This window comes from Acinetobacter sp. ANC 3781, assembly GCF_004331285.1.
GTDB lineage: Bacteria > Pseudomonadota > Gammaproteobacteria > Pseudomonadales > Moraxellaceae > Acinetobacter.
In genome coordinates, this window is record NZ_SJOH01000013.1 from 43,751 (window position 1) to 68,217 (window position 24,467).

General features: G+C 41.3%; 25 protein-coding genes and 1 pseudogene. 12 read left to right on the forward strand and 14 right to left on the reverse strand.

All coding sequences use genetic code 11. The annotated features are described in order from the left end of the window. The first annotated feature begins 20 nt into the window (after positions 1–20). On the forward strand, positions 21–380 hold the full coding sequence (locus E0H89_RS16720) for a hypothetical protein (RefSeq protein WP_250697857.1): 360 nt from the start codon (positions 21–23) through the stop codon (positions 378–380). Between the two features lie 72 nt (positions 381–452). Continuing rightward, entirely contained in the window at positions 453–920 is a 468-nt protein-coding gene (locus E0H89_RS16725; protein ID WP_250697858.1) for a GGDEF domain-containing protein, read from the forward strand. Here the strand turns inward: E0H89_RS16725 and E0H89_RS10595 are convergent. From E0H89_RS10595 to E0H89_RS10615, 5 genes are all read right to left on the reverse strand, one after another. Continuing rightward, complete coding sequence (locus E0H89_RS10595) at positions 917–1,597, reverse strand: glutathione S-transferase family protein (protein ID WP_131216860.1); 681 nt, start codon at positions 1,595–1,597, stop codon at positions 917–919. The genes E0H89_RS16725 and E0H89_RS10595 overlap by 4 nt on opposite strands. Positions 1,598–1,601: 4 nt before the next feature. Next, positions 1,602–3,443, reverse strand: a complete 1,842-nt coding sequence (dsbD, locus tag E0H89_RS10600) for a protein-disulfide reductase DsbD (RefSeq protein ID WP_131216862.1) — start codon at positions 3,441–3,443, stop codon at positions 1,602–1,604. Between the two features lie 18 nt (positions 3,444–3,461). Then, entirely contained in the window at positions 3,462–4,229 is a 768-nt protein-coding gene (locus E0H89_RS10605; protein ID WP_131216863.1) for a transporter, read from the reverse strand. Positions 4,230–4,242: 13 nt separating this feature from the next. Then, positions 4,243–4,785: an ankyrin repeat domain-containing protein gene (locus E0H89_RS10610; RefSeq protein WP_131216865.1), complete on the reverse strand. Its 543-nt coding sequence runs from the start codon at positions 4,783–4,785 to the stop codon at positions 4,243–4,245. A 168-nt stretch (positions 4,786–4,953) separates the two neighbouring features. Further along, positions 4,954–5,337 carry an HPF/RaiA family ribosome-associated protein gene (locus E0H89_RS10615; RefSeq protein ID WP_131216867.1) on the reverse strand — a complete coding sequence of 128 codons (384 nt, stop codon included), beginning with the start codon at positions 5,335–5,337 and terminating at the stop codon, positions 4,954–4,956. Positions 5,338–5,824: 487 nt separating this feature from the next. Here E0H89_RS10615 and E0H89_RS10620 point away from each other — a divergent pair, with 487 nt between their 5' ends. The 3 genes and pseudogenes from E0H89_RS10620 to E0H89_RS10630 form a co-directional block, all read left to right on the forward strand. Then, a complete protein-coding gene (locus E0H89_RS10620; RefSeq protein WP_131216869.1) occupies positions 5,825–6,553 on the forward strand; it encodes an outer membrane protein OmpK in 729 nt (242 codons plus the stop codon). Positions 6,554–6,677: 124 nt separating this feature from the next. After that, entirely contained in the window at positions 6,678–7,181 is a 504-nt protein-coding gene (locus E0H89_RS10625) for a GNAT family N-acetyltransferase (RefSeq protein WP_131216871.1), read from the forward strand. 61 nt (positions 7,182–7,242) lie between these two features. Continuing rightward, positions 7,243–7,890: pseudogene (locus E0H89_RS10630) on the forward strand (phospholipase D family protein); the annotation flags it as partial. A 37-nt stretch (positions 7,891–7,927) separates the two neighbouring features. Here the strand turns inward: E0H89_RS10630 and parE are convergent. Both parE and E0H89_RS10640 read right to left on the reverse strand, forming a co-directional pair. After that, positions 7,928–9,808, reverse strand: coding sequence for a DNA topoisomerase IV subunit B (gene parE, locus E0H89_RS10635; protein ID WP_131216873.1), 1,881 nt, complete (start codon positions 9,806–9,808; stop codon positions 7,928–7,930). A 14-nt stretch (positions 9,809–9,822) separates the two neighbouring features. Next, positions 9,823–10,407, reverse strand: a complete 585-nt coding sequence (locus tag E0H89_RS10640) for a YqiA/YcfP family alpha/beta fold hydrolase (protein ID WP_131216874.1) — start codon at positions 10,405–10,407, stop codon at positions 9,823–9,825. A gap of 248 nt (positions 10,408–10,655) precedes the next feature. Here E0H89_RS10640 and E0H89_RS10645 point away from each other — a divergent pair, with 248 nt between their 5' ends. After that, positions 10,656–11,987: a PGAP1-like alpha/beta domain-containing protein gene (locus tag E0H89_RS10645; RefSeq protein WP_131216876.1), complete on the forward strand. Its 1,332-nt coding sequence runs from the start codon at positions 10,656–10,658 to the stop codon at positions 11,985–11,987. Between the two features lie 48 nt (positions 11,988–12,035). Here the strand turns inward: E0H89_RS10645 and E0H89_RS10650 are convergent, their stop codons facing one another. Both E0H89_RS10650 and gshA read right to left on the reverse strand, forming a co-directional pair. Then, a complete protein-coding gene (locus E0H89_RS10650; protein WP_131216878.1) occupies positions 12,036–12,560 on the reverse strand; it encodes a disulfide bond formation protein B in 525 nt (174 codons plus the stop codon). Positions 12,561–12,578: 18 nt separating this feature from the next. Beyond that, positions 12,579–14,156 (reverse strand): glutamate--cysteine ligase, encoded by a 1,578-nt coding sequence (gene gshA, locus E0H89_RS10655; RefSeq protein WP_131216880.1) that lies wholly within the window; start codon positions 14,154–14,156, stop codon positions 12,579–12,581. A 224-nt stretch (positions 14,157–14,380) separates the two neighbouring features. Between gshA and E0H89_RS10660 the strand changes: the two genes are divergently transcribed. From E0H89_RS10660 to E0H89_RS10670, 3 genes are read left to right on the forward strand one after another with little or no spacing between them, the layout of a single operon-like run. Next, positions 14,381–14,920, forward strand: a complete 540-nt coding sequence (locus E0H89_RS10660) for a DUF924 family protein (RefSeq protein WP_131216882.1) — start codon at positions 14,381–14,383, stop codon at positions 14,918–14,920. A gap of 51 nt (positions 14,921–14,971) precedes the next feature. Continuing rightward, positions 14,972–15,526: a CC0125/CC1285 family lipoprotein gene (locus E0H89_RS10665; RefSeq protein WP_131216884.1), complete on the forward strand. Its 555-nt coding sequence runs from the start codon at positions 14,972–14,974 to the stop codon at positions 15,524–15,526. A 29-nt stretch (positions 15,527–15,555) separates the two neighbouring features. Next, the gene (locus E0H89_RS10670; protein WP_131216886.1) at positions 15,556–16,863 is read left to right on the forward strand and encodes a DUF445 domain-containing protein; all 1,308 of its coding nucleotides are present in this window, start codon (positions 15,556–15,558) and stop codon (positions 16,861–16,863) included. Between the two features lie 152 nt (positions 16,864–17,015). Here the strand turns inward: E0H89_RS10670 and E0H89_RS10675 are convergent, their stop codons facing one another. Further along, the gene (locus tag E0H89_RS10675; RefSeq protein ID WP_131216984.1) at positions 17,016–17,300 is read right to left on the reverse strand and encodes a DUF2798 domain-containing protein; all 285 of its coding nucleotides are present in this window, start codon (positions 17,298–17,300) and stop codon (positions 17,016–17,018) included. A gap of 197 nt (positions 17,301–17,497) precedes the next feature. Here E0H89_RS10675 and argS point away from each other — a divergent pair, with 197 nt between their 5' ends. Next, on the forward strand, positions 17,498–19,288 hold the full coding sequence (gene argS, locus E0H89_RS10680; protein WP_131216888.1) for an arginine--tRNA ligase: 1,791 nt from the start codon (positions 17,498–17,500) through the stop codon (positions 19,286–19,288). 22 nt (positions 19,289–19,310) lie between these two features. Then, a complete protein-coding gene (locus E0H89_RS10685) occupies positions 19,311–19,922 on the forward strand; it encodes an SPOR domain-containing protein (protein ID WP_131216890.1) in 612 nt (203 codons plus the stop codon). Between the two features lie 168 nt (positions 19,923–20,090). Here E0H89_RS10685 and asd read toward each other — a convergent pair whose 3' ends face one another. From asd to pncB, 3 genes are all read right to left on the reverse strand, one after another. Continuing rightward, positions 20,091–20,942 carry an archaetidylserine decarboxylase gene (asd, locus tag E0H89_RS10690; RefSeq protein ID WP_131216892.1) on the reverse strand — a complete coding sequence of 284 codons (852 nt, stop codon included), beginning with the start codon at positions 20,940–20,942 and terminating at the stop codon, positions 20,091–20,093. Beyond that, the gene (locus E0H89_RS10695) at positions 20,939–21,787 is read right to left on the reverse strand and encodes a sulfurtransferase (RefSeq protein WP_131216894.1); all 849 of its coding nucleotides are present in this window, start codon (positions 21,785–21,787) and stop codon (positions 20,939–20,941) included. The genes asd and E0H89_RS10695 overlap by 4 nt, the downstream gene beginning before the upstream one ends. Positions 21,788–21,901: 114 nt before the next feature. Beyond that, a complete protein-coding gene (gene pncB, locus E0H89_RS10700; protein ID WP_131216896.1) occupies positions 21,902–23,107 on the reverse strand; it encodes a nicotinate phosphoribosyltransferase in 1,206 nt (401 codons plus the stop codon). 345 nt (positions 23,108–23,452) lie between these two features. Between pncB and dtd the strand changes: the two genes are divergently transcribed. Further along, a complete protein-coding gene (gene dtd, locus E0H89_RS10705; RefSeq protein ID WP_131216898.1) occupies positions 23,453–23,893 on the forward strand; it encodes a D-aminoacyl-tRNA deacylase in 441 nt (146 codons plus the stop codon). 72 nt (positions 23,894–23,965) lie between these two features. On the opposite strand, the gene E0H89_RS10710 is transcribed toward dtd, so the two are convergent. Beyond that, a complete protein-coding gene (locus tag E0H89_RS10710; RefSeq protein ID WP_131216899.1) occupies positions 23,966–24,445 on the reverse strand; it encodes an SCP2 sterol-binding domain-containing protein in 480 nt (159 codons plus the stop codon). Positions 24,446–24,467 lie beyond the last annotated feature (22 nt).

Here is a 24,467-nt window from a genome sequence, read left to right on the forward strand (position 1 = left end):
GTGTTCAGTCTGGCGAAAAAATGTTGTGGTACAGCAGTGGATGCTATTTATCGGTTGGATTTGTTGTTATTTCATTATATCGGAATACTTATATCATTGGCGTTCTCAGTCCGGCCACCATGATCTCTTATATCAGTTTGGTGACCGTTGGCTTAGTGTTGTTTAACCGTAAAATTGTCTATTACACTCTTATTCCAGCCACACTATATCTGTTTTTATGTGGCTATTTAAGCTTAAAAGATCAAATTCCCTACGCACCGATCTTCTATCTAGACGGCCTGCCTTATCAAAATATGTTTTGGGTTAGCTCAATGATGTATTTCATTGCGCCCATCTTGATTAGCTGTTTAATTTTATTTGAAATTTTACTCAGCCAATAGCGCCATAGAGAAAAGTTAATTCAGAATTTAAGTCGGATTGATCCACTGACCAATACCCTTAACTGCCGTAGTATTAATTATTGTTTAGAAAAATTAGAGAATAAACCAACAAATTCTTACGCTTTGATATTAATCGGCCTGAATCATTTTAAACGGATTAAGGAACAATATGGGCATGATAAAGGCGATGAAACCCTAATTAAAGTCAGTGAAGTGCTCTCACAAATTATTTGTGATAGCGATGTCTTGAGGCGATTTGGCGGAGAGGAATTTATTGTTATTCTAAATAGTTCTTCTTTAGAACAAGCACAAACTATTGTTGAGCGTTGTCGTCAAGCCATTCAACAGCTGGATTTACGCAGTGATTCGGGCGAGAAAATTCAGGTCACAGCCAGTTTTGGGATTACATTATCGAATATCCAACTTAGACCGCAACAGTTGTTAAGCCAAGCAGACAAAGCCCTGTATGAAGCAAAAGCATGTGGGCGTAATCAGGTTAAATGTTATCAAGACTTCTTCAGCGAACCGAAATCCTGTTAAAGCGTTTGCTGTTGATATGGCTCTAAATAATTCACCCACGCCTTTTCTTGTAATGCGCCATCAATCCATAATTTCATAGCCGGATGCTGCATCATGGTTTGCATATACTGCTGTGTAGACTTGCTGACCGGTAACACATAGGTCATTAGCCGTGTCACCACCGGTGCATAAAATGCATCGGCAATCGAGAATTCACCACATAAAAAACCGTTCATGTCCGGACGTTCTGACCAGATCTGCTCGATACGTGCCACATCATGGCGCAGCTCAGCATTGTCCTGCCACAAATGTTTGCCAACATCTTCCAGATTCGCCCGGATATTCATGCCGCAGGCATTGCGCAAACTCGAAAATCCACTGTGCATTTCCGCAGAGATACAGCGCGCACGTGCACGTTGCTTAACATCTTTCGGCCATAAGGCCTGATCTGAATTTTGTTCTGCCAAGTATTCACAAATAGCCAAGGAATCCCAAAGAATCAACCCCTCATCCACCAACACGGGGACTTTACCATTGGGGTTAATTGCCAAAATATCCTGTTTAAAAGTACCTGTGTTCCGTTGTGCGGGAAAGGGAATCATGATTTCTTGAAACGGTAAATTAAACGCTTTCAGCACTAACCATGGGCGCATTGACCAACTGGAATAATTTTTATTGGCAATATAGAGCTGATACATGAAATTATTGTCCTATATGTTTTTGAAACAGATCGAGCTGTTTTATTAATTCCGCTTCGGTAAAAGCTCCGGTTAAACGTAAACCGCGAATTTCTTGTTGTTTTGGATTTAAAAATAAATACGTTGGTGGACCTAAAATATCCCATTGATTTAGCAATGCCTGATGGGTTGCATCATAATGACTCAAATCCAGTTTAATCAAAAAATACGGGGCCAAGGTTTGCTGCACTTGTGCTGATTTTAAAACACGATGTTCAATCGGCTGACACGCCACGCACCAGTCAGCATAGACATCAATAATAATGGCTTGCTCGGAGGGCGCACTGGCTAACAGCTGATGAAATTCGTTGGCTGTTTTAGCCACATGCCATGTCGCTTGAGCAGTGCTTTGCTGAATAAAGAATCGTTGACTGTGCTGATATTGAGTATAGGCCAGATAAGGAATCACGGTGAGCAATGCTAAAATATACAGCCATTTAAACTGTGTTTTTTGTCCCACTAAGCGCGCGATTACATAGCCAATAAAGCTTAAGCCCAAGCCCAGACCTAGCCATTGCATCCACGCTTCAGAAATTAAAGGCCGAATAAAATATAGTGCCAAAGCCAGCATGATAAAGGCAAAAATCACTTTAATCTGGTGCATCCACTGCCCTGCTTTGGGCAGAATTCTTGCACCTAACACACTGGCCAAAAGCAGCGGTGTTCCCATGCCAAAACCCAGTGTGAACAGTAATAATGCCCCTTGCCACTGACTTTGGGTTTGGGAAATAAATAATAACGCCCCTGCTAAAGGTGCGGTCATACAGGGTCCAACCAGTAAGGCCGAGATCATGCCCATCACCGCCGCACCCACCAAGCTGCCACCTTTTTGCAGCGAATGCACCCGATCTAAACGGTTTACTAAAGCATGCGGCAATTTAATTTCAAACAGGCCAAATAAATTCAACGCGAACAAGACAAAGAGCGCGCTAAAAGCAAGCAGGGTAGAAGGCTGCTGCAACCAGCGCTGGAAGTTCAAACCGGCAGCTGAGGCGATCAAACCTAAAATGGCATAAACCATGGCCATGCTACAGACAAAAACTAAGGCAATCATCCAGGCTTTTAAGCCCTTGCTGTCGCGCACGATTAACGAAGTCAAAATCGGTAACATCGGCAAGGAACATGGGGTAAAGGCCAGTAAAATCCCTAAGCCAAAAAATAGCAACAGACTATAAAATAAAGAATTTTTTGCCAGTTGTTGCGACCACATCTGATCTTGAGCAGTATCTAACGCAACTGGAGATTCAGCACTTTCTACATTATTTTGTTCAGTCGAAAAAGCTGTCTTACTGCTTGTTGTGTTATTCGATGACTGTGAAAGGTCGAGCAAACGCTTGCTGGATTTAGCCTGATTTTGCAGAAGCACCAGGCCATCGACATCGGTCTGAAACTCGACCGTTTGCGGTGGGTAACAAATGCGGTCCTGGGCACAACCCTGCCAAGTCACCTGATAAGTTTTTGATGCTTCAGTCGGAATGTTGAATTGAATATTCTGAAAATAAACTTGGGTATGTCCATAGTTTTCATCATACAGATCGGTGGCTTTAGGCAGTTTTAAAGCAAGTTTTTGTGTTCCCTGCTTAACTTCAAATTTATGTTGGTATAAATAATAACGATCGGGAATTTTCCAATTCAGCTGTGCTTCATGCTTACGGTTGGATTCAACCGTAAAAGAAAAAGCATCTTCTGCAGAACGCAATTGATCTTGTGCCTGTAAAGTCATTGAAAACAATAAAATGACGCTACAAATAAATCCGCTCACAGCGGAATGAAACAAGAACCCATTATTTGGAAGATACTTTTTCATATAAATTTATATTTTTAATTAAAAGAGGAAAGAAACACCCAAACCTGACTGGTAGCTTTTATCTCTGCCATTCAAGTCAACACCCACACTAGCATCCATTTGTACGCGGTTATTCAGTGCATAAATAACACCAGAACCCAGTGAATATTCATAATGTTCACTTTCAGCCTTGCGGTACACGAATTCAGAAAAACCTGACCATTTATCCGCAATTTTATATTCAATGGTTGGGACGGCAGTCACAGCCCAATTACTGTTTTGGGCTTCATAACGCATGGTGATTGAAGTGGTAATCAGATCAGTCGCTGCATACGCTACCGCAGAACTCAGGCTGTAAATATCATCATGATGACTAAAGCCATCATTTCCGGTCGCTAAAATGGCTTCTGCCAAAATAGCCATAGAAAGCTTGTCATCATCCAGATCAATGGCTTTTTTAAGTCCAATGCTGACATCGCCCAAACCATCCTCTTCAACTGACTGACCGGTACGTTTTACTTTGCTCCAAGCTGGACCTTGCCATCCCAATTGTAACTCTAGGTCTTTGGCCAAACCGGTACGCAATAACATATCTGCGTTTAAAGTGACAGTTTTTTGTTGTTCGCCCTCTACCGTGGTTTGGTTATAGCTGACATTCGGTAAACCTTGTTCCCATGCCAGTTGACCGACTGGAGTAATACCGGTACCGAAACCTGTCCCCGGACGGTCAAAGGAAAATTCAGCAGCCATAGTATTCATACTGAAACCTGCCGCAACAATCAAAGCTACTATTTTTACTGCTGACATTTTTATCTCGCTATTATGTTAATTCTTTGGTCATTTTAGCACCGTGACTACGGAGCAACTCCAAGGTTTGTTTTTCTTCTGCCAAAGCTTCTGACCAGTTAATTTCATCAAAATCACAATCAAAGAATAAATCACTGATTGAAGATAAAATGGTGAGCCCTTCTTCATCCTTGCTATTTGGATCTACTTTTTCATCGAGTAAGCGTTTTACTGCAGGCACACAGGCAGCACTGGCCGCATCCCATAATGGACCATACAGTTCTTCAGCATCCCATAAATGTATATTGGCTTTGGCCTGAATAAGCGCTTCTAAAATTTCAATATGTATCGCCAAATTTTGTTGTTTTTCTTGTTCAGATAAGGGTGAACCTGCTTCATGGGCTTCACAAATCTGCTCCCACCATTTGAACAAACCATCTGACCAGACAGAAATTACCGGACCTTTTTCAGGATCAATAAAATTAGGGTCAAGACCTTCTGCCAAAAGGCGTTGTACTTGAGCAAGATCGAGTTCTTCAATTGCTTGTACAAAGACTTGTTGTTGCGCTGTTAACATGGAGAAAGTTCTCTTCAATCAGTTTTAAACCATTATGCCCAATAAACGCTGATTTGTTTTAGATAAATGTATAACAAGCATATTTATTATTCATTTAGCTTTCCTAACATGGACACGTAAAAAAAGCTCCGAAGAGCTTTTTTCCTATCTAATGAAGCATGTTGCTAGTTAATCTTTTAAATCCTCTGCATCCTCAGTATCAGCATCGTTAACTTCAGCGAATGCCGGCACTGCTGCACGAGGGTTTTCTTTCTTCTCGAACAGATGCTCTAAACTGCGTTTCAAACGATCAATGGCACCATGGATAGCAGTATCAATATTATGACCGCGATGGTTGACCACTACAGGTTTCAACCCTGCTGGACGCGCTTCAATCATGCAGTTAATATCATCGGCACCGCCTTTGGCTGCATTTTCGTCGCTAAAATGAACTGAAAAGTGAGTAATACGTTCACTATGACGTTGGAATTCTGCATTCAGTTCTGCACGAACATAAGTAATTAAACGTTCACTATTTTGAATGTTTTTATCTGTACGGATTTCAATGTTCATATAATTTCATCCTCTTTTATTCACATCTTTTTGTGCAAAACTTCTTATCTTGGCACGTTTAAACTTGCTGTAAAAACAGCGCGAAACATCTTCAAATTAGTTTGGAACGAATTCCTCCACATTGAACGATGAACACTTTTGAGTCTGCAGAATCGTGTCCTTATGCTTCGAATATAAGGGGCTATGCGAAGCAGATGCAAGTAGTATTTTGATATTTTTAAATAACCACATAGAAATTAGGTGATTTAAATTTATTTGCCAAGTTATTTGATAAATCTCATATTATTGGTTATCGCCGAGAACTACAGTATAAAATCGTTTGATGTTTTTTATCCGCCTGTATTTTTAAGTATCAAAGCTGTAGTTTAATTTTGAGTCACAAGGCATTTTAGAGAATTAGATTATTTTGAATTATTGATCAATTTTGGCTTTATTTTTGCTAGAGAATCTGTATGCTTTGTTTGCTTCTCGGGGGAGATATTTTTTAATGAAACTTACACAAATTTTTGCTACATGTACCTTGGCTTCAACTGCTGCACTTACTCAAGCTGCGCCAATCTGGCAAGACTTCAGCGTGACTGGTCTTTATGGTGAAAACTATGAAGTTGTAGATGATCAGCAAACCACTATGACTGTTGAATATGCAGCTAAAGTAAAGTATGCAGATGTATTCTTTTTTGCTGACCGCCTGCGCGGTGGTGATGATCATAAGTCAACTTATTTTGAATTATCACCTCGTTTAAGCTTGGGTGAAGTAACGGGTCAAAAACTTGCTTTTGGTCCAGTAAAAGACGTGTTAGTTTCTACAACTTGGGAAGCAAACAACGATGATTTCAGCAGCTTTGATAACTTCTTATACGGTGTAGGCTTCGATCTAGATATTCCATATTTCCAATATGCGAGTGTAAATTTCTATCGTGCCAATAATGAACTTCAAAAAGATGACTATCAAATGACACTCACTTATGGTGTGCCATTTAAGTTAGGCTCTGAAGACTTCCTGGTTGACGGTTTCCTCGACTGGTCCACAGCAGAAAAAGATGACCATGCAAGTGAACTCAACTGGACCACTCAGTGGAAATGGAATGCAGGTAAACACATTTCTCCAGACACTCGCTTATACCTCGGTATCGAACATTCAGTTTGGAACAATAAATTTGGTATTAAAGACCAAAATGAAAATAACGTAAGCGCATTGGTTAAATACCACTTCTAAGCACAACGTTTTTTTAGATCTTAGATGAGCGTTTAAAAAGCAGGGCTTCGGTCTTGCTTTTTTATTGCCCTAAAATGGAATTATTTCTAAAATAAAACCTCTATTTATTCATTCGGCATATGTAATGGACTTTCAAGTACGTCCCGCTCAAACACAAGATCTAGAACAGATACTGAATATTTATAATGCTGAAATTTTAAATGGAACTGCAACCTGGAATGACAAGGAAAAATCTTTAGATGATTTTCATCACTGGTTTAAAAATCTCGCCGCTCAACAGTTTCCTTTATTGGTTGCTGAAGATTTAGAGACTAAACAGATTGCAGGCTACGCTGATTATTCTTCATTTCGTCAAATTCACGGCTTTAAACATACTGTTGAACATTCTGTGTTTATTCATCCTGACTTTATCAGACAAGGTTTAGGTAAAGCTTTAATGCTGAAACTGATTGACCATGCAAAACAGCATCATATTCATGTCATGGTCGCGGCGATTGATCATGAAAATAAAGCTTCTGTTGTTTTACACGAGAAATTAGGATTTAAGCACACAGGCTATATGCCTGAAGTAGGACAAAAATTTGGACAATGGCGCGATTTAGTGTTGATGCAGCTGATACTCGATTAAGTATTAAACTATTCAATCTTCTGAAAATAATGCTTTAAGTTTGTTTATTTACTGCTAAACAAATGCAAAAGAGCGACTCATCTTAATCAGTCCTTATCTGCGTTTAAACGACCGTATTAAAGAACTTTTAGAAGACAAAAACCGTTTAAAAATTGATATCCGGATTGTTTATGGAAAAAGTGATTTACATCCTGATGAAATCAAATGGATGCAAAAACTTGATTATGTACGCCTCAGCTTTTGTAAAAACCTGCATGCAAAATGTTATATGAATGAATCGGAATGCATTATTTCAAGTTTAAATCTCTACGAATTTAGTCAAGTGAATAATAATGAAATGGGTATTTTAATTCGTAAATATGAAGATGATGAAGTATTTAAAGATGCTTATGAAGAATCTCAGCGCATTATTCGCATCAGTGATGAACTTCGAATCTCATTAGATGAAGTAAAAACAGGACAAGCTCAGGTTGAAGAGAAAAACGATGAGGACACTGATCATTTAACTAAATTAACTTCATCAAAATTAGCGGCAAAACATAAATTAAAAACTGCTGATTTATTAGATAAGTTTATTGAAAAAGGATTTTTAACCCTCAATGAAAATGGCAAACATTTACTCACAGAACAAGGCAAAGCCATGGGCGGAGAATTTAGGACAAGCCAATACGGTGGTTATTTTCTGTGGTTAGAAAGTGTGGAAATCTAATAAAAAAGCCCTTTTTGGGGGCTTTTTTTATAAATGCTTAAACCACTAAATCTGCCAGGTTACCTTTTTGTTCGAGCCATTCTTTACGATCACCGGCACGCTTCTTGGCAAGCAACTTATCGAGTAATCCTGCAGTAAATTGCATGTCATCTAAATCGAGCTGTACCAGACGGCGCGTATCCGGGTCTAAAGTCGTTTCACGGAGTTGGCTGGCATTCATTTCCCCCAACCCCTTGAATCGGGTAATTTGCGGCGTTTTGGTTTTGGTTTTCTTCAGAATTGATTCCAATTCGTCTTCATCCAGTGCGTAATGGACATCCTTGCCATCATCAATCCGGAACAAAGGCGGCATGGCAACATACAAATGCCCCTCTTCAACCAAGGTGGGGAAATGTTTTACAAACAATGCGCATAATAGCGTCGCGATATGTAAACCATCTGAATCGGCATCAGCAAGGATACACACTTTGCCATAACGTAATTCTGAAAGGTCATCACTGCCAGGATCTACACCAATCGCAATGGCAATATTATGTACTTCCTGAGAAGCTAGAACTTCATCAGATGCCACTTCCCAGGTATTCAAAATTTTCCCGCGAATCGGCATGATTGCTTGAAAATTTTTATCCCGCGCTTGTTTGGCAGAACCCCCGGCAGAATCTCCTTCCACAATAAACAGTTCAGATTCATCCAGCGTATGACCGACACAATCGGACAGTTTCCCCGGCAAAGTTGGCCCTGCCACAATTTTTTTACGTTCAACTTTTTTAGCCGCTTTTAAACGACGACCAGCTTTGGCGATCATCATTTCAGCAAGCTGCATTGCCGTATCAGAGTTTTGATTCAACCACAGTGCAAAAGCATCTTTGGCGATATTCAGTACAATGCTTGATGCTTCACGGCTTGAAAGACGTTCCTTGGTTTGACCGGAAAATTGTGGTTCCTGAAACTTTAAAGACAGAATGTAATTCACACCATCCCAAACGTCTTCCGCAGACAGCTTTAAATTACGCGGCAATAAATTACGCAGTTCACAGAACTCGCGCATGGCATCCGTGACACCTGAACGAAGACCGTTCACATGGGTACCCCCTTGTGCAGTGGGAATCAGGTTAACGTAACTTTCCTGAACCTGTTCACCGCCTTCAGTATTCCAGCAAATTGCAAATTCTGCACTGGCACGTTCTGCTTCTCCAGTCGCCACAAAAGCAGGACATGGAATAATCTCGCGATCTTGCAATTCATCCATCAAATAGTCGACCAGACCATTTTCAAATTGCCATTCAATTTTTTCGTTATTAATTTGGTCGACATACACAATTTGTAAGCCGGCCGCTAAAACGGCTTTGGCTTTTAAATTATGTTTTAACGCTTTTAAGGCAAATTTGGGTGAATCAAAATATTTTGTATCTGGCCAGAAATGAACCCTGGTGCCTGAAGCACGCTTGGGTGCTTTACCTTGAAACACTTCCAGCTGTGAAACCGGTTCACCATGCTCAAATGCCATTTTATAGACATTGCCTTGGCGCTGAACTTCAACTTCAATCCGATTTGACAAGGCATTTACTACCGAAATACCCACACCATGCAAACCACCTGAAAACTGGTAATTGTCGGTGCTAAATTTACCGCCAGCATGCAGCTTGGTTAGGATAATTTCAATCCCGCTTTGGCCATATTCAGGGTGAATATCGACAGGCATCCCCCGGCCGTTATCTTCGACAGACAAAGATCCATCTTTATACACCGTCACGGTAATTTTATTGGCATGCCCTGCAAGTGCCTCATCCACAGCGTTATCAATGACTTCTTGTGCCAAATGGTTTGGACGAGTGGTATCGGTATACATTCCCGGACGACGACGAACCGGATCTAAACCAGATAAAACTTCAAGTGATTGAGCCGTATATTGAGACACGTTGTACTGTTTCCTTATTTTATACAATCCGATAAAAACTGTAATGCCATTGGTATTTTGTCTGCGAAATTGTCCATCGCATGCTTGCCATTCGTTTCTGTGATGATCATAGACTGATGTGAAGCGTTGCTATAATAGCGCTGTGCTTCACGATAATCCAAAACTTCATCGCCTTGTTGCAGTAACACCAAAATTTTGGCTGCATCTTGCACAAATGGAACCGCCATCTGCCGCAGTTGATCAAGTTGTGTATGATCCAAAGTCCATTGGGCATTCAACTTATAGGGAATCTGCTCGCTGCCAAACAAATCATGAAACAGTTGCCATGGTCGCATGGCAGGATTAATTAAAACAGCCGGCACCCCATGTTTTGCGACCAGTTGTGTCGCATAAAAGCCTCCAAGACTGCTTCCAATGAGGACCACTTGATCTAAAGTTGCAATCATATCCGAAACATAAGCCAAAGCCTGTTTGGGTGGCATATTTAAATCAGGTAAATAGACCTCAAAATTGTTCTGCTGCTGGCAAAATGCTTTAATCTGTTGCCCTTTTATGGACAAGCTACTACTTTGAAATCCATGTAAATAAATAATGTTCATCGTTTTTTATTTCATATTAATTTAAATGAATCTGATTTATTCTAAAATGAGAACGACTTTAACAATTCGTTTTAATTTGCATTTTACAGGAATTGTCAGACAAAAAAATTACAACTAAAACACAATTCTCGTTATTGTAAAAGCTGTTCGAGATGAACCCTAGAAGATTAAAATCTAAGAATTTATACCCGGATCTCAAGAAAAAATAAAGTGCCTGTGGAACATGATTGGAAAAAGGATAGGATAAAATGCCAAGTTTAACACCATTGCATGAAACCTATTGTAGATGGGATCGTACTCCACCCAGCCAAGCCGATGTATTAGAAGGTCTGGCTCAACTGGTCACGACCCGCTTAGGGGATGTGGTACAAGATCTGATTCAGGTGATTCAACGCGAAATCATGATCAGTCTGTTTGGCATGAGTGAACAACGCTCGAAAAAATTACAGCGAATCCCTTACATTGAAAAACTGTACCAGTTCTCCTACGATACTTTGCTTAATTCCGGACTTTATGTATTTGCACCAAGTTTACGCCAGATTATTGAAAAATATCCAAAATTACATGATAAACCGCTTACACCCTCACTACACTTTTTAATCGGTGTCTTAAATGGGGTACTGGGGGATTATTTACTCAAATATCAAAACCCGCTTGCCCTGCCGATGGTGTTATACGATCACTACGGTGAACTGCAAAAAGGTGATCTATCCGGTCGGGTGGTAATTTTTGTGCATGGCTTATGCTTAAACCATTTAGATTGGTCAACGCATCAATATGGCGGTATTGGAGAGAAGTTATTGGCACAGCGTGGCAATAAAACCATGCTCTACCTGAACTACAATACCGGACGACGTATCTCTGCCAATGGACGTAGCCTTGCCAATACTTTAGAAGATTTGATTCGCCGTAACCCATTGATTACCAGTATTGATTTAATCGGTCACAGTATGGGCGGCCTGGTCTTACGTAGCGCCTTGTTTTATGGCAAACAGAACATGTATCCATGGATACACCTGACAGAAAATCTGGTCTGTTTAGGGTCACCGCATCATGGTGCGGTTTTAGAACGTTTTGGTTTTATCATGCAGGATAAACTGGGACACTTCCCCTTTGTAAAAATTATTCGACATATCGTCAATATTCGCAGTAACGGCATTTTAGATTTACGTTATGGCAGCGTACGTGATGATGACTGGGAACATAATCATGCCCGGATTGGGGGGATGGATGACAATCGTAAACCTGCTCCCTTGCCTTCCCATATCAATACTTTTTTCGTTGCTGCCTCCATTGCCTATGAGAGTAGAAAAAATCGCCCTTTAAATGTATTGGGTGATTATCTGGTCAGTATTAAAAGTGCTTTAGGCGAACATCCTAATCCACGGTTTCAATTGAAAGTGCCTGAATCGCATAAAGCTATTTTCTATGGCTTAAATCATTTTGAACTGCACTATCATGCCAGTGTGGCTGAACAAATTGCGAAATGGTTTTATCCGCCACAAGATGAACCAGTGAAAGAACAGGTGCATGAATACAGGCTGCAATTAGAAGATTTATCGGGTATTGCGCTGACTTAAACGAATAAGAAAAAAGCCAACTTAAAGTTGGCTTTTTTATGAGATTTTTTATTTCTTCTTGATAGGTTTATGCGTTACAAATGGATAGCTACGCAACAATTGCCACAGACTGAGTAAAACCAACATCGCAAAGAATAACAGCGACCATACCGGCAAGGATTGCCCTAGGAAAGTCCAATCTACTTTGGCACATTCGCCTGAACCTGTCAGTACTTGTTCAAACACCGACTTTAAAGGCAAAGTTTCTACCCAGTAATCCAAGCCTGGACCACAGCTGGGAACTTGATCGGGTGGCAAATTTTGTAGCCAGACATGACGCGCTGCCACACCTGCCGACCAGAGAATACTGATTGAACCCAATAAGGCATAAATACGTTTAACCGCATTTGAGTTCGGGTTATGTAAAAAAGCGACCAGAGAAACAACCCCCAAGCCAATCAGGCCAATGCGTTGAAACACACATAATGGACAAGGTTCAAGCCCTTGTACGTGTTCCAGATATAACGCAAACGCCATTCCAATGACGCTGGCCAAAAACAAAAAACCACTCACGAAGCGATAACTCCATTGCATGGTGAATCCTCTTAATTTTTATCGATAATCGGCAAGATATTGCTCAAAGCTGAGACTGCTATCTTGTTCGAGTTGCTGTTGTTGTTGCAAAGATTGCTCAGCCAGCCCCTCAAAATAAGACATTGTATCCGGGCTTAATTGATGCTGCGCATAGGTCGTTGCATGTTGTTGTGCCATAAAACTACCAAAGTTCCATGTGCCACCATTTTCTAAAGTATCGGCAATCACTTGTGCAGACAGAGTTTCATCCACTTCATCAATGCGTTTAAGCATGATCGCCAATGCAGCTGAATACAGATTGGTACTATAAGTCGCATCCAGCAAATCAGCCAAAGGTTGCATTGCTGTAAGCTGAGTACGTGACCAGTCTTCAATGGCATGTTCACCTGCTGCATCAATAATCAATGCATTTGGCGCACGACCACGATTCACCACCTCAGTCTGATTACGCTCAATCTGTTCTTGTTCTTGATCCAGTAAATCCGGACTATCTTGCAATAAACAATACAATGCCAACACTTCCAGGAATGCCGCTGTGTTTTCATCGATCCCGATCGGACTATAGGGATTGACATCTACGGCACGCAGTTCGACATAGCCCACCCCACGCTTCTCAAGCGCTTCAGAGGGGGTTTCCCTAGCTTGAGGCACCTGTTTCGGACGGACTAAACTGTAGTATTCATTTTCAATTTGCAGCACATGGTCATTGATTTGAATCGGCTCGCCCTGTTCATCATTTAGACCCAAACGGCTAAACGGCGCATAAGGCGTTTTTACCGCTTTTTGCAATCCCTCTAAATAACCGGACAGGTTATTGTAGTGAATGCCCAATTCTTTCTGGGCAGAATTCTGATAACCAAAATTACCCATGCGCAGTGCTGTCGCATATGGCAGGAACAAGGTTCCTTTTAATAAAGGTAATAAGTGATGTTCACGTCCAGTCATAAAGCACTGGCACACTGAGGGACTGGCCCCAACCAGGAACATTACCAAGGGGGTCAAACGAATAAAGTTACGAATTAAACCAAAGTAACGATGACTGCGATAATCCTGCAAAGTTAAACTTTTTAGTGTGTCGTCAGTTTCTTGTTGTTGCAGCGCTTCAAACACTTGGTCAGGGAATGATAAATTATAATGCACCCCTGAAATGGTCTGCATGCGACGACCATAACGCACGCCTAAGCCATGACGATATAACGTCTTAAAACGGCCCGCATTGGAGGTGCCATATTGTGCTAAACGAATATTGTTTTCCTCATCATCGAGCATACATGGCATCGACAATGGCCACAGTTTTTCACCATTTTCTAAATAGCGATGGGCAATCGCATGAATATCTTCTAAATAATGCAATGCTTTTTTAATGCTGTCTTGTGGCGGAGTAATAAACTCCATCAAAGCTTCTGAATAATCTGTGGTGATATGCGGATGTGTTAAAGCCGACCCGAGTGCTTTTGGATGCGATGCTTGCGACAAAAAACCATTGCTTTGCATACGCAGGCTTTCGCGCTCAATACCGCGCAACATGCCTTTAAACAGCGAAGAATCCACCCAAGCTGGTAATACAACTTGAGAGGTCGATTCGGGTTGACTCATTACAATCTCGCTTATCGGAAGATAACTACTAAATAGAACTACTAAAATAAAATCATCAGTTTATAGCAGTATAACGTGATTTTGGACTGTCACATTAAACCGAGTATAGTTTTCAAGCAAATGTCGATTTTATTTCTGGCAAATTTTTATCACAAAGTTACTCTATAAGACACCTACAATTTGTGATTGTATTGAATAATAAGTGCTAAGGAATTGTAAATATTATGAATTATCAGGATATTCTGGACTTTTGGTTTAACCCCGAAACACAGCCTTTATGGTTTGTAAAAAGTGATGATTTTGATGGATTAATTAATCAAAAGTTTCGTGATATTCACCAGCAAGCAGCACAAGCCGAGCTTTGGTCGTGGCGAAAAACTGCCGAAGGCCGCCTGGCTGAAATTATTGTACTGGACCAATTTTCACGAAATTTGTTCCGGGATCAAGCGCAAGCCTTTGCCCAAGATGCTTTGGCACTGACCCTTGCCCAAGAAGCAATTAGCCTGGATTTGGATAAACAATTAAGTCCAGAACAACGTGCGTTTTTATATATGCCGTTTATGCACAGTGAATCGAAATTCATCCATGAATTCGCGTTAAAATTATTTCAACGACTGGGTAATCCCATGAATCTGGATTACGAGAAAATGCATAAAGCAATTATTGACCGTTTCAGGCGCTATCCGCACCGTAATCAAATTTTAGCGCGTACCTCGACTGCAGAAGAGCTCGAATTTTTAACCCAACCCAACAGCAGTTTCTAAACATTTATTGTGTCTCCTCCCTCGCACAGTAAATTGGTATGGAGGTTTAACATGAAAAATAGCATTATGGGCCTCAGCATAGTGGCGGCAATTGCCCTCTCTGGCTGTGCAACCACACCTTCCAAACCGCTGACTTTTGACCAATTAGGTCAATTCAGTAATATCCCTTTAAATTCACAGTCCTATCGCATCAGTTTCCAGGCACGTCCCAACATGAGTTTTGGGACAGCCGAGGAAATCACCTTGGTCAAAGCAGCTCAAACCACCCTACAAAACGGATTTCGCTATTTTAAAGTCCTGAATGATCCAAGTAATCGTAGCCAAGCCCCACGACAAGCTGTGGTCTACTCCACCCCAATGTACTATCCATACGGCTATTACAGCCGTTATCCTGGTTTCTGGCCTGATCCATTTTATGATATGCCGCGCGTAGTGAATATTGACCCAGTAGAGGTTTCCTATACTATTGAATGTTATAAAGATCAGAAAAAAGCACCAAATGATGCCTTCGATGCCTATTTAATTTTACAATCGTTAGGGCAAAAATACGGACTTAGCCCGACTGGACAAGTTTTACAGCCTCCAGTCGTGACACCAAAAAAATAACCGATCTCCCCTATTAACAGGAATATTGCATGACTCCAGCGGAAGTAACTCCTCCACCTAGTTTGCAACGCAGTAAACGCTTTGCCACCATTGCTCTAATCTTGGCGATTCTGACTTGGTTAGTGTTGATGGTGGTGGCCAAACTACTTCCTGAATATGTCTGGCTGATTCATATTTTCATGCTGGCTGCCGAAGCAGGTGTGGTGGGCGGTTTAGCCGACTGGTACGCCATTACCGTGCTGTTCCGTAACCCGTTTGGGAAAATGCCGATTCCCAAATTCATGCGTGATCACACCGAAATCATTCCGCGCAATAAAGCCCGTATTGCAGAATCAATGGGACGTTTTGTACAGGAAAATTTTTTATCGCCGCAGGTGGTGAAGCGAAGCCTGCACAATACCGATCTTAGTCTGGCCATTGGACAATGGTTAGCCAAACCTGAAAATAACGCTCAAGTCACCCAAGTCATTCAGCAAACTGTACCGAAAATTTTTGAATTCGTGGGACAGGAACAAATTGGACGTTTTATTCAAAATAATAGCGTGCAATGGGTGCGCAATACCCAAATCAATACCTTGGCCAGTGAAATGCTGCGCGCGGTTTTGGAAAATGATTTTCATCAAGATGTCTTACAACGCGGACTCGATCTTGCGCATGAATGGGTAATGTCACATCCGGAAGAAACCCGTCAACTGACACGTACCTTATTCAAAGAGTTAGGGGTATGGAAACTGGCGAAAGGTGCAAGCTGGATTGGAATTGATGTACAGCAACGTACCATCGACTCACTGGTTGAACGAGTAGAATCGATGCTTGCCGACCCGGAACATCCGTGGCGTCAAAAAATTGAAGAAATGGGTCATCAATTGATGCTGGAACTGGCAGATGATGAAAGTAGTGCCAGTCATCGTTTAAACAGCACCAAAGATGCCTTGCTGGACAGCCCGCAAGTGCTGAATTTTATTAGTGGGGCTGTGGTCATTCTTTGTGATGCCATTAAAGCTGACTTATTAAAAGACGATTCAGGTATTGCTCAAAACCTGCGTGTCGCTATTCAGCAAGTGGGGGAAAATATCATTTCCAACCCGGCAGTACGTGAATTACTCAATGACCGGATGAGTGGAATTGCAGTTAATTTGAGTGACCAGTACAGTGAAAAAGTGATTCGGTTTATAAGCGAACGCATTCATGAATGGGATTCGCGGGAAATGATCGACAAAATTGAAAATGAAGTCGGTGGCGACTTGCACATGATCCGCGTCAATGGTGTGGTGGTGGGGGCATTTATTGGTTTGGTGCTTGGGATTATTCGCGCTTTGGTTGATGTGATGCTTTAGTTTGATTCAGGTATTTAAATTACAGCAGACTTTGCTCAATAAGCAAAATATGCTTGTTAAAATCATTCAAGTTTTTAAGGTCTCTAAACTATAAATCTTTCAAACGAAAAAAGTAGAAAGATGGGAACAGACTATAGCCTAAAAGGACAAAATTACTTCGGCCCATTCGAATCTGATAGATCAACCAGTCTGGCAGTTAATTTACGGACTAAAGGTAAAAGCATTAATACAATTGGAAAAGCAAAAGCCCAAGAAATCATCCAGTTGTGAAACCATAAATTCATAAAACCATCACTCCAACCCAGATTACGCAGCATATTAATCAAGGAAATAATGCCACTCATCAGTCCAGATAAAATAAACGGCATCACCACCGTGGCCCATTTTGCTGGAAGTTTGGGAATATTTCCGATAATCGTTGGGCGTTCAGGTCGCATATTGTCTGTTCTGTTCATTCTTTTAAGCCCTCCAATATGCCATAAATCATGCTTTTTGGGATTTTTTCCTTGTTTTATCTTCTGCCCCTTTAGGTAGACTGTCGGACAAGATTTATTCAATACAAATGGGTTCACCTAAAGACGATGAAATTTGCTATATTTGCTGTTTTTCCGCGACGTTTATTTTTCGACTGATTATGAATACGGCAATCCAAGCAGCTCTCGAACATGCAGTGCAATCTCTTCAAGCTGAAGGTGTACTCCCATCCGACTTTAATAACAGTGGCAACTTAACGCGAACCAAAGACCGAAGCCACGGTGACTTCGCCTCGAACATCGCGATGATCGGTTCTAAAGCTGCTGGCATGAAGCCTCGTGATCTCGCGGAAAAAATCCTCGCCAGTCTTCCTGAAGTTTCTGATATCAGTAAAGCAGAAATTGCTGGCCCTGGCTTTATTAATTTCTTTTTAAATGCCGACCAACGCTTTACTGTGCTTGATCAGATCCAAGCGCAAAAGGATCAATTCGGTCGTACCCAGGCCAACGCTGAAAAACGTATTCAAGTCGAATTCGTTTCTGCAAATCCAACCTCTAGCCTACACGTAGGTCATGGTCGTGGTGCAGCATATGGTATGACGGTGGCCAACTTGCTTGAAGCAACGGGTGCAAAAGTTGACCGCGAATATTATGTCAATGATGCCGGCCGTCAAATGGATATCCTGGCAACATCCACATACTTGCGTTATTTAGAATTAACCGGTCAAGAACTGGTATTCCCTAAAAATGCTTACCAAGGTGACTACGTTAAAGAAATCGCACAAAGCATTATCGACAAAGATGGGGATGCTTATGTACGCCCTGTTGCGGATGTCTATAAAGACGTGCCTGAAGATGTGCAATTTGCAGCTGAACTTGATGCAGATGGTAACAAGGTTGTGCTTTCAGGCGATAAAGAAAAACATATCGATGGTTTGATCTTCAATTCACAACAATTAATTGGTCAAGGCTACCGCGTATTTTTACAAGCGGCTTTAAAAGCCATTCTTGATGACATTAAAGATGACCTTGGCGAATTCGGTGTAACCTTCCATCAATGGTTCAGTGAAGAGTCATTGACGGATAAAATTGAAGAAGCGCTTCAAACTCTTGATCAACGCGGTTTCTTGTATGAACAAGACGGCAATATCTGGTTTAAATCGACTGAATTCGGCGATGAAAAAGACCGTGTAGTCAAACGCCGTAATGGTCAAACCACGTATTTCGCATCTGACATTGCATACCACTTAAATAAATTACAACGTGGCTATACCGATATCGTGGATATCTGGGGTTCAGACCACCACGGTTATATCGCACGTGTCAAAGCTGCGATTGATGCGATGGGTTATGACTCTAAAAAACTCACTGTGCTTTTGGTTCAGTTCGTCAGCCTATGGCGTGGCGGCGAGATGGTACAAATGTCATCTCGTTCAGGTCAGTTCGTCACTTTACGTGACTTGCGTAAAGAAGTCGGCAATGATGCAGCGCGTTTCTATTATGTAATGCGTAAATCTGAACAGCACATTGACTTTGACCTTGACCTTGCAGTGTCACAAAGCAAAGACAATGCGGTGTATTACATTCAATACGCCCACGCACGTATTTGCCGTATGTTAGAGAAAGCAGCCTCTACTCATGTGAATTTTGATGCCGTAAATGCACGTCAATTTGCAGCGAAACTGGATCTTGATGCTGAAACTGAAATTTTAGCCAAGCTTGCCGCATATCCTGAAATTGTAATTCGGGCAGCTAACAGTTACGAACCGCATCAAGTCGGTAACTATCTGAAAGAATTGGCAGCATTATTTCACGGTTGGTATAATGAGCATAAAGTACTCAACAATGATGCCGACCTTACGCAAGCCCGTTTATTACTTTCAGTAAATGTACAACAAGTCTTACGTAATGGTTTAGAATTATTAGGTGTATCTGCCCCTACCTCAATGTAATTAGAACAAAAGGAAGTCCCACGTGTTTGGAAAAACGCAACGCGGTGTATCTGAGCGACCGAACAAGCCTAAGAAGCCATTGATTCCGGCATGGCTTGGAACACTTGTCGTCATTTTAATCGTGCTGAGTTTTGCTGTAGCTCTAATGCTATGGAAACCGTGGGCACCGGTTCAGCCGAAGAATCAGATTAATTCTGAACATTACCAAGAAGATACCAACAAAGACTATCGTTTCTATGATTTATTGCCTCAGCAACAAGTCACGCCTATTCCTGATCAAGCAGTGCCTGAAACTAAAAAATCAGAAACTGTCGTGATTGTTGAAGCGCCTGAAGAAAAACCGACAGTTAACACGGAAGCTACTGAGCCAGGCCTTGAAAGCGTTGAAGCTCCGGTTGCCCATCAGCCAAGTTATATTCTTCAAGTTCGTAGCTATGCTGATCCAGATAGTGCGGATGCTCGTCGCGCTGAAATTATTTTGAATGGTTTATCTGCCGATGTGGTTAAATCGGTTGAAAATGGGCAAACTTGGTATCGGGTAATTTCCGGTCCTTACGATTCGCCTGAAGCTGCAATCCTAGCCCAGCAAACTTTACAACGCAGTGGTATTGATTCGATTGTGGTTAAACGTTAAGTTGAATTCATAAAAAAAGCGTCTCAAATGAGGCGCTTTTTTTATAGTTTAAATTCCATCTCCTGCCAGGAGATGAGGATCCTCAGAATATATTCTGAGTTCGCAACGAGAAAGGCTGTACGTAAAAGCCCCTCTACCTAAGCTCCTGCTATGAGAGGAAGAATATTATTAAACCGTATGCCCCAAAGCTTCACCCATCACTACGACTGAGTTCGCTTTAAACATCGCATCCCAAGCCATTTTATCTTGTTCAAACAAAATCACCGCGGTAGAACCCAAATAGAAACGACCCAGCTCTGCACCTTTTTCAAGGAATAGATTATGTTGATTGAGTTCCAGACGACCTGTGGGTTTCACCTTACCTGTCGCCACTGTTTCAATACCGGCAACAATCATGGCACCGACTAAAACCACAGCCATACGTCCCAGTTCAGTATCAAACAGACACACCATACGTTCATTACGTGCAAACAAACCCGGAATATTTTCCGCAGTCGTCTGATTCACCGAGAACAATTCACCTGGCACATATAAAGTTTCAGTTAAAGTTCCCGCAAAAGGCATATGCACACGGTGATAATCTTTAGGCGATAAATACACGGTTGCGAACTGGCCATTTTTAAACGGTTCAGCCAGTTGTGGATCGGCAATTAATTTTTCAACTGAAAAGCTTTGACCCTTGGCCTGAAAAATATCGCCATCTTTGATTTTGCCCAATTGTGAAATTGCACCATCCGCAGGTGAAACGATACTGTTGGGATGATCGTCAATCGCGCGGACTCCGTCTTTCAATGAACGAGTGAAAAATTCATTGAAAGACTTATATTTCAATGCATCACTTTGTTCAGCAATTGACATATCAATACCATATTGGGCTTTAAAAGCCTGAATCACGGTATTTTTGACAATCGGGTTTTCACTGGCCGCGAGTTTCCCCACCACACGTGATAACTGGTGTTGTGGCACAATACGTTGTGCCTGAATAAAAATTTGTTTTTTTAATCGTGACGCGAAACTCAAGACGGTAACTCCCCGGTAATAATCGGACTGTCGAGGCGGTTGCCCCATTCACTCCACGCACCATCATAAGCCTGAATATTCCAATTGAGTAATCGACCCAAAATATAAGCTAAACCCGAACGGTGATGTGACTGACAATATACCACTACAGGTTCATTTAAATTGAATCCCAATTGTTCTAAGCGTTGTTGGGTACGTTCTAAAGGATGTAATTTTAAATGATTTTCACGGTTAAGGGCAGTACTCCATTCAAAATGTCGGGCATTTGGAATGTGACCGCCGCGTCGCGCTGCAAGCCGAAGTCCGGTGTATTCATCTTCAGTACGGCAATCCCACACTTGGATGTTATTGTTTTTTACTTTTTCTAGAAGTTTTGGGTATTCAATCCGGTACTGATCAATATGTGCCTGGTTAATTTCAACCAAATGTGCAACAGGTGCTAATTTTTCGACCTCTGAAGAAGTTGGAAAGCCTGCAGCCAACCAGGCATGAATACCGCCATTTAGCAAACTGGTGTTTTCAAAACCGAGGCAATGCAAATTCCAGATCAAGCGTCCCGCCCATGCCCCGCCTTCATCATCATAGGCGACAAGGTGATGCTCTGGAGAAATATTCAAATATTCAAGCAGTGCTTGTAAGCCTTCAATATCGGGAAGTAAACCCGAGGCTTGCTCTTCTTGGCGAAGCAGCTGTTTAGGCTTGACATGAATCGCATGTGGGATATGCAGTTGATCATAAACAGAACTACGGCTTAAATCGACAATACGTAATTTCTCATTGCCCAAATGTGGTAAGAGGTCTTCTGCTTCAATGAGCAGACTAAAATTAAATGCAGAAACAGTCATACTTTTTCGAGTTTTATTTAGATCAACATTCACGATCTTAGCACAACTCATTTTCACTATTATGCTGATTTTTTGCATTCTTTTAGCAAAAAATCAGCTATAGAAAAGTCACTGTTATTTAGTTTCAGTGATTTGGAATACCTGACGTAAATAAGCCAGGAAAGTATCGTTATCGGTCATGGTTTTTCCAGGACTATCGGAAATTTTAGCCACCGATTGACCATTACATTCCACCAGCTTCAACACAATATTCAGTGGCGTTTGCCCCAAATCATTGGTCAAATTGGTGCCAATACCAAAACTCACCTGAAAACGATCTTTAAAATACTGATGCAAATCCCAAGCTTTTTCCAGATTCAGCCCGTCACTAAAAGTCAGCATCTTGCTTTTGCTGTCAACTTTAAGTTTTTTGTAATGGGCATACGCCTTGTCACCCCATTCGTAGGGATCGCCACTGTCATGACGCAAACCATCAAACAGTTTGGCAAAATACAAATCGAAGTCACGTAGAAAGGCATCCATCCCGACCACATCGGTCAAGGCAATTCCCAAGTCACCGCGATATTCCTGTACCCAGGTTTCTAGGGCCAGTTTTTGAAAATTGCGTAACCGTACATCCAAGGCTTGGAAGGCTTGCAGGAACTCATGGGCCATGGTGCCAATAGGAGTAATTCCCAATTCTTTGGCAATTAGCACATTGCTGGTACCACGGAAAATATACGGCGAGGCCTGATGAAACTGGGTAATCACATGTTTCTGCCAGGCATAGCTATAACGACGACGAGTACCAAAGTCGGATACTAAAAATGGTGGATCATTCGGATTCTGCTCTTGTTCGTACTTTTTAAGCAAAGCCACTTTGGCCTGTAAACGACGTTCACCTTCAGCCAAAACCTCATCGGTACGGATACGGCGGAAATATAATTCGTTAACCAGCGCCAACACAAAGATTTCAAACATCATCGCCTGAACCATCGGGCCTTCAACCCAAATATCCAGACGGCCTTGATCATCAATACTGGCTTTAATAAAGCGTCGTTTCAGTTGGAATAATTCTAAGTAATCGACAAAGTCACTTTTAATAAAACGCAAGCTACGTAAATATTGCAACTCATCTTCTTTAAAGTTGAGCTGACATAAATAGTCAAGCTGCTCATTTAAATCATCCAGAATATCCGTGAGGGGATAAACGGTATCTTCTAAGTTGCGACAGCGAAAATGGTAAACACTATGGGTCTGAGGAAATTTATGTAGAACCACCTGTAACATGGTGAATTTATACAGGTCGGTATCTAATAATGAATGGATGATTGCGGACATATCACTTTCAGTTTTTATCAACTATCCGCATTAAAGCATATTTTTTTCACTATAAAACTAATGTTTTGGTAAATACTGAAAACTATTGAATAAATTAAGGTTCATACATCATGGGCTAAAACAAAATTTACCCCCTGTCCAATTTTTCTAATTATACTTAACAGTTTCTTTACACTCGTTTTTGACGAGTGTTACTAAAAGCACAGATATTAAAAGGTACATTCATCTTGATCTATTTATGGAGATTTTTTAAATCCACATCTGCACACTACGACTTTTTAAAGCTATTAAGCGTGTATTTGCTACAATTCACAGCAAATTTGAAATAACTGATCTGGTTAAATTATGCGAGCCTTATTACAACGTGTCCTAGAAGCCAAAGTCGTGGTCAATGGTGAAACCACCGGTGAAATCCAACACGGTATTTTGGTATTTCTGGGTCTAGGCAAAGAAGATAATCTTGAAAAAGGCAAAAAGCTGATCGACAAGATCCTGAAATATCGTTTTTTTGATGATGAACAAGGCAAGATGGGCTGGAATGTCAGCCAAGCGAGTGGCGGATTATTATTGGTCTCTCAATTCACCTTGATGGCGCAAACACAAAAAGGCTTGCGTCCTGACTTTGGACCCGCGATGCCGCCAAGTGAAGCCAAAGTGCTTTATGAACAATTGGTCACTTATGCTCAAACTCAATTTGAAAATGTGCAAACTGGCATTTTTGCAGCCGATATGAAAGTGCATCTGGTGAATGATGGACCCGTTACCTTTAATCTGGAAGTTGAATAAACTGCGCAAAACCTCAGTCATTAAAAAGCCCTCGAATGAGGGCTTTTTGTATTTTTAAATGCAAATCTGAAATTATTTACCGCTTTTTTCACGAATAAATGAACGCACCCATTTCACTTTTTCCTGTACTGGTTTAGGTAATTTTGGTGGAATCAATTTGGCTACTTTGTTAAACCACACCAAAAGCCCAAAATCCCCTTCCATTTTAATCGTGCCATTTTGCATGCCGGTCATGAAGGCGGTTGGATCACCTTTCAGTAAAGTTTTTACGCCTTGCTCACTGTCTGCAAACTGTAAAATGAAGTCAGCTTTTTCGGCATCGCCAGACACAGTATCAATTTGTCCATTGTTTACCAGAATTTGACGCGCAACACCTAAATCTGTACCAATTTGAATACGAAACTGACGTTCATGAACTAACTCAATAAATTTTGGACTGGTACGAGCCAACTGTTTCATACGCAAAGCCAAACCCGCAACCAATAAATCAAGCGGATCCGTGCTTACATCGACCAGTGGTAATTTTACGACAGGAATCGAAGATAGTTTCATGACATTTAAGCCTATTGTAATT

Bases quoted from the DNA above. Each gene is read 5' to 3' on its own strand.
- E0H89_RS10640 (WP_131216874.1), bottom strand. From the start codon at position 10,407: ATGAACATTATTTATTTACATGGATTTCAAAGTAGTAGCTTGTCCATA.
- gshA (WP_131216880.1), bottom strand. From the start codon at position 14,156: ATGAGTCAACCCGAATCGACCTCTCAAGTTGTATTACCAGCTTGGGTG.
- E0H89_RS10675 (WP_131216984.1), bottom strand. From the start codon at position 17,300: ATGCGACCTGAACGCCCAACGATTATCGGAAATATTCCCAAACTTCCA.
- E0H89_RS10710 (WP_131216899.1), bottom strand. From the start codon at position 24,445: ATGAAACTATCTTCGATTCCTGTCGTAAAATTACCACTGGTCGATGTA.
- E0H89_RS10625 (WP_131216871.1), top strand. From the start codon at position 6,678: ATGGACTTTCAAGTACGTCCCGCTCAAACACAAGATCTAGAACAGATA.
- dtd (WP_131216898.1), top strand. From the start codon at position 23,453: ATGCGAGCCTTATTACAACGTGTCCTAGAAGCCAAAGTCGTGGTCAAT.
- E0H89_RS10665 (WP_131216884.1), top strand. From the start codon at position 14,972: ATGAAAAATAGCATTATGGGCCTCAGCATAGTGGCGGCAATTGCCCTC.
- E0H89_RS10650 (WP_131216878.1), bottom strand. From the start codon at position 12,560: ATGCAATGGAGTTATCGCTTCGTGAGTGGTTTTTTGTTTTTGGCCAGC.
- E0H89_RS10645 (WP_131216876.1), top strand. From the start codon at position 10,656: ATGCCAAGTTTAACACCATTGCATGAAACCTATTGTAGATGGGATCGT.
- E0H89_RS16720 (WP_250697857.1), top strand. From the start codon at position 21: ATGTTGTGGTACAGCAGTGGATGCTATTTATCGGTTGGATTTGTTGTT.
- E0H89_RS10695 (WP_131216894.1), bottom strand. From the start codon at position 21,787: ATGACTGTTTCTGCATTTAATTTTAGTCTGCTCATTGAAGCAGAAGAC.
- E0H89_RS10670 (WP_131216886.1), top strand. From the start codon at position 15,556: ATGACTCCAGCGGAAGTAACTCCTCCACCTAGTTTGCAACGCAGTAAA.
- argS (WP_131216888.1), top strand. From the start codon at position 17,498: ATGAATACGGCAATCCAAGCAGCTCTCGAACATGCAGTGCAATCTCTT.
- E0H89_RS10615 (WP_131216867.1), bottom strand. From the start codon at position 5,337: ATGAACATTGAAATCCGTACAGATAAAAACATTCAAAATAGTGAACGT.
- E0H89_RS10595 (WP_131216860.1), bottom strand. From the start codon at position 1,597: ATGTATCAGCTCTATATTGCCAATAAAAATTATTCCAGTTGGTCAATG.
- pncB (WP_131216896.1), bottom strand. From the start codon at position 23,107: ATGTCCGCAATCATCCATTCATTATTAGATACCGACCTGTATAAATTC.
- E0H89_RS10605 (WP_131216863.1), bottom strand. From the start codon at position 4,229: ATGTCAGCAGTAAAAATAGTAGCTTTGATTGTTGCGGCAGGTTTCAGT.
- E0H89_RS10660 (WP_131216882.1), top strand. From the start codon at position 14,381: ATGAATTATCAGGATATTCTGGACTTTTGGTTTAACCCCGAAACACAG.
- dsbD (WP_131216862.1), bottom strand. From the start codon at position 3,443: ATGAAAAAGTATCTTCCAAATAATGGGTTCTTGTTTCATTCCGCTGTG.
- E0H89_RS10610 (WP_131216865.1), bottom strand. From the start codon at position 4,785: ATGTTAACAGCGCAACAACAAGTCTTTGTACAAGCAATTGAAGAACTC.
- E0H89_RS10620 (WP_131216869.1), top strand. From the start codon at position 5,825: ATGAAACTTACACAAATTTTTGCTACATGTACCTTGGCTTCAACTGCT.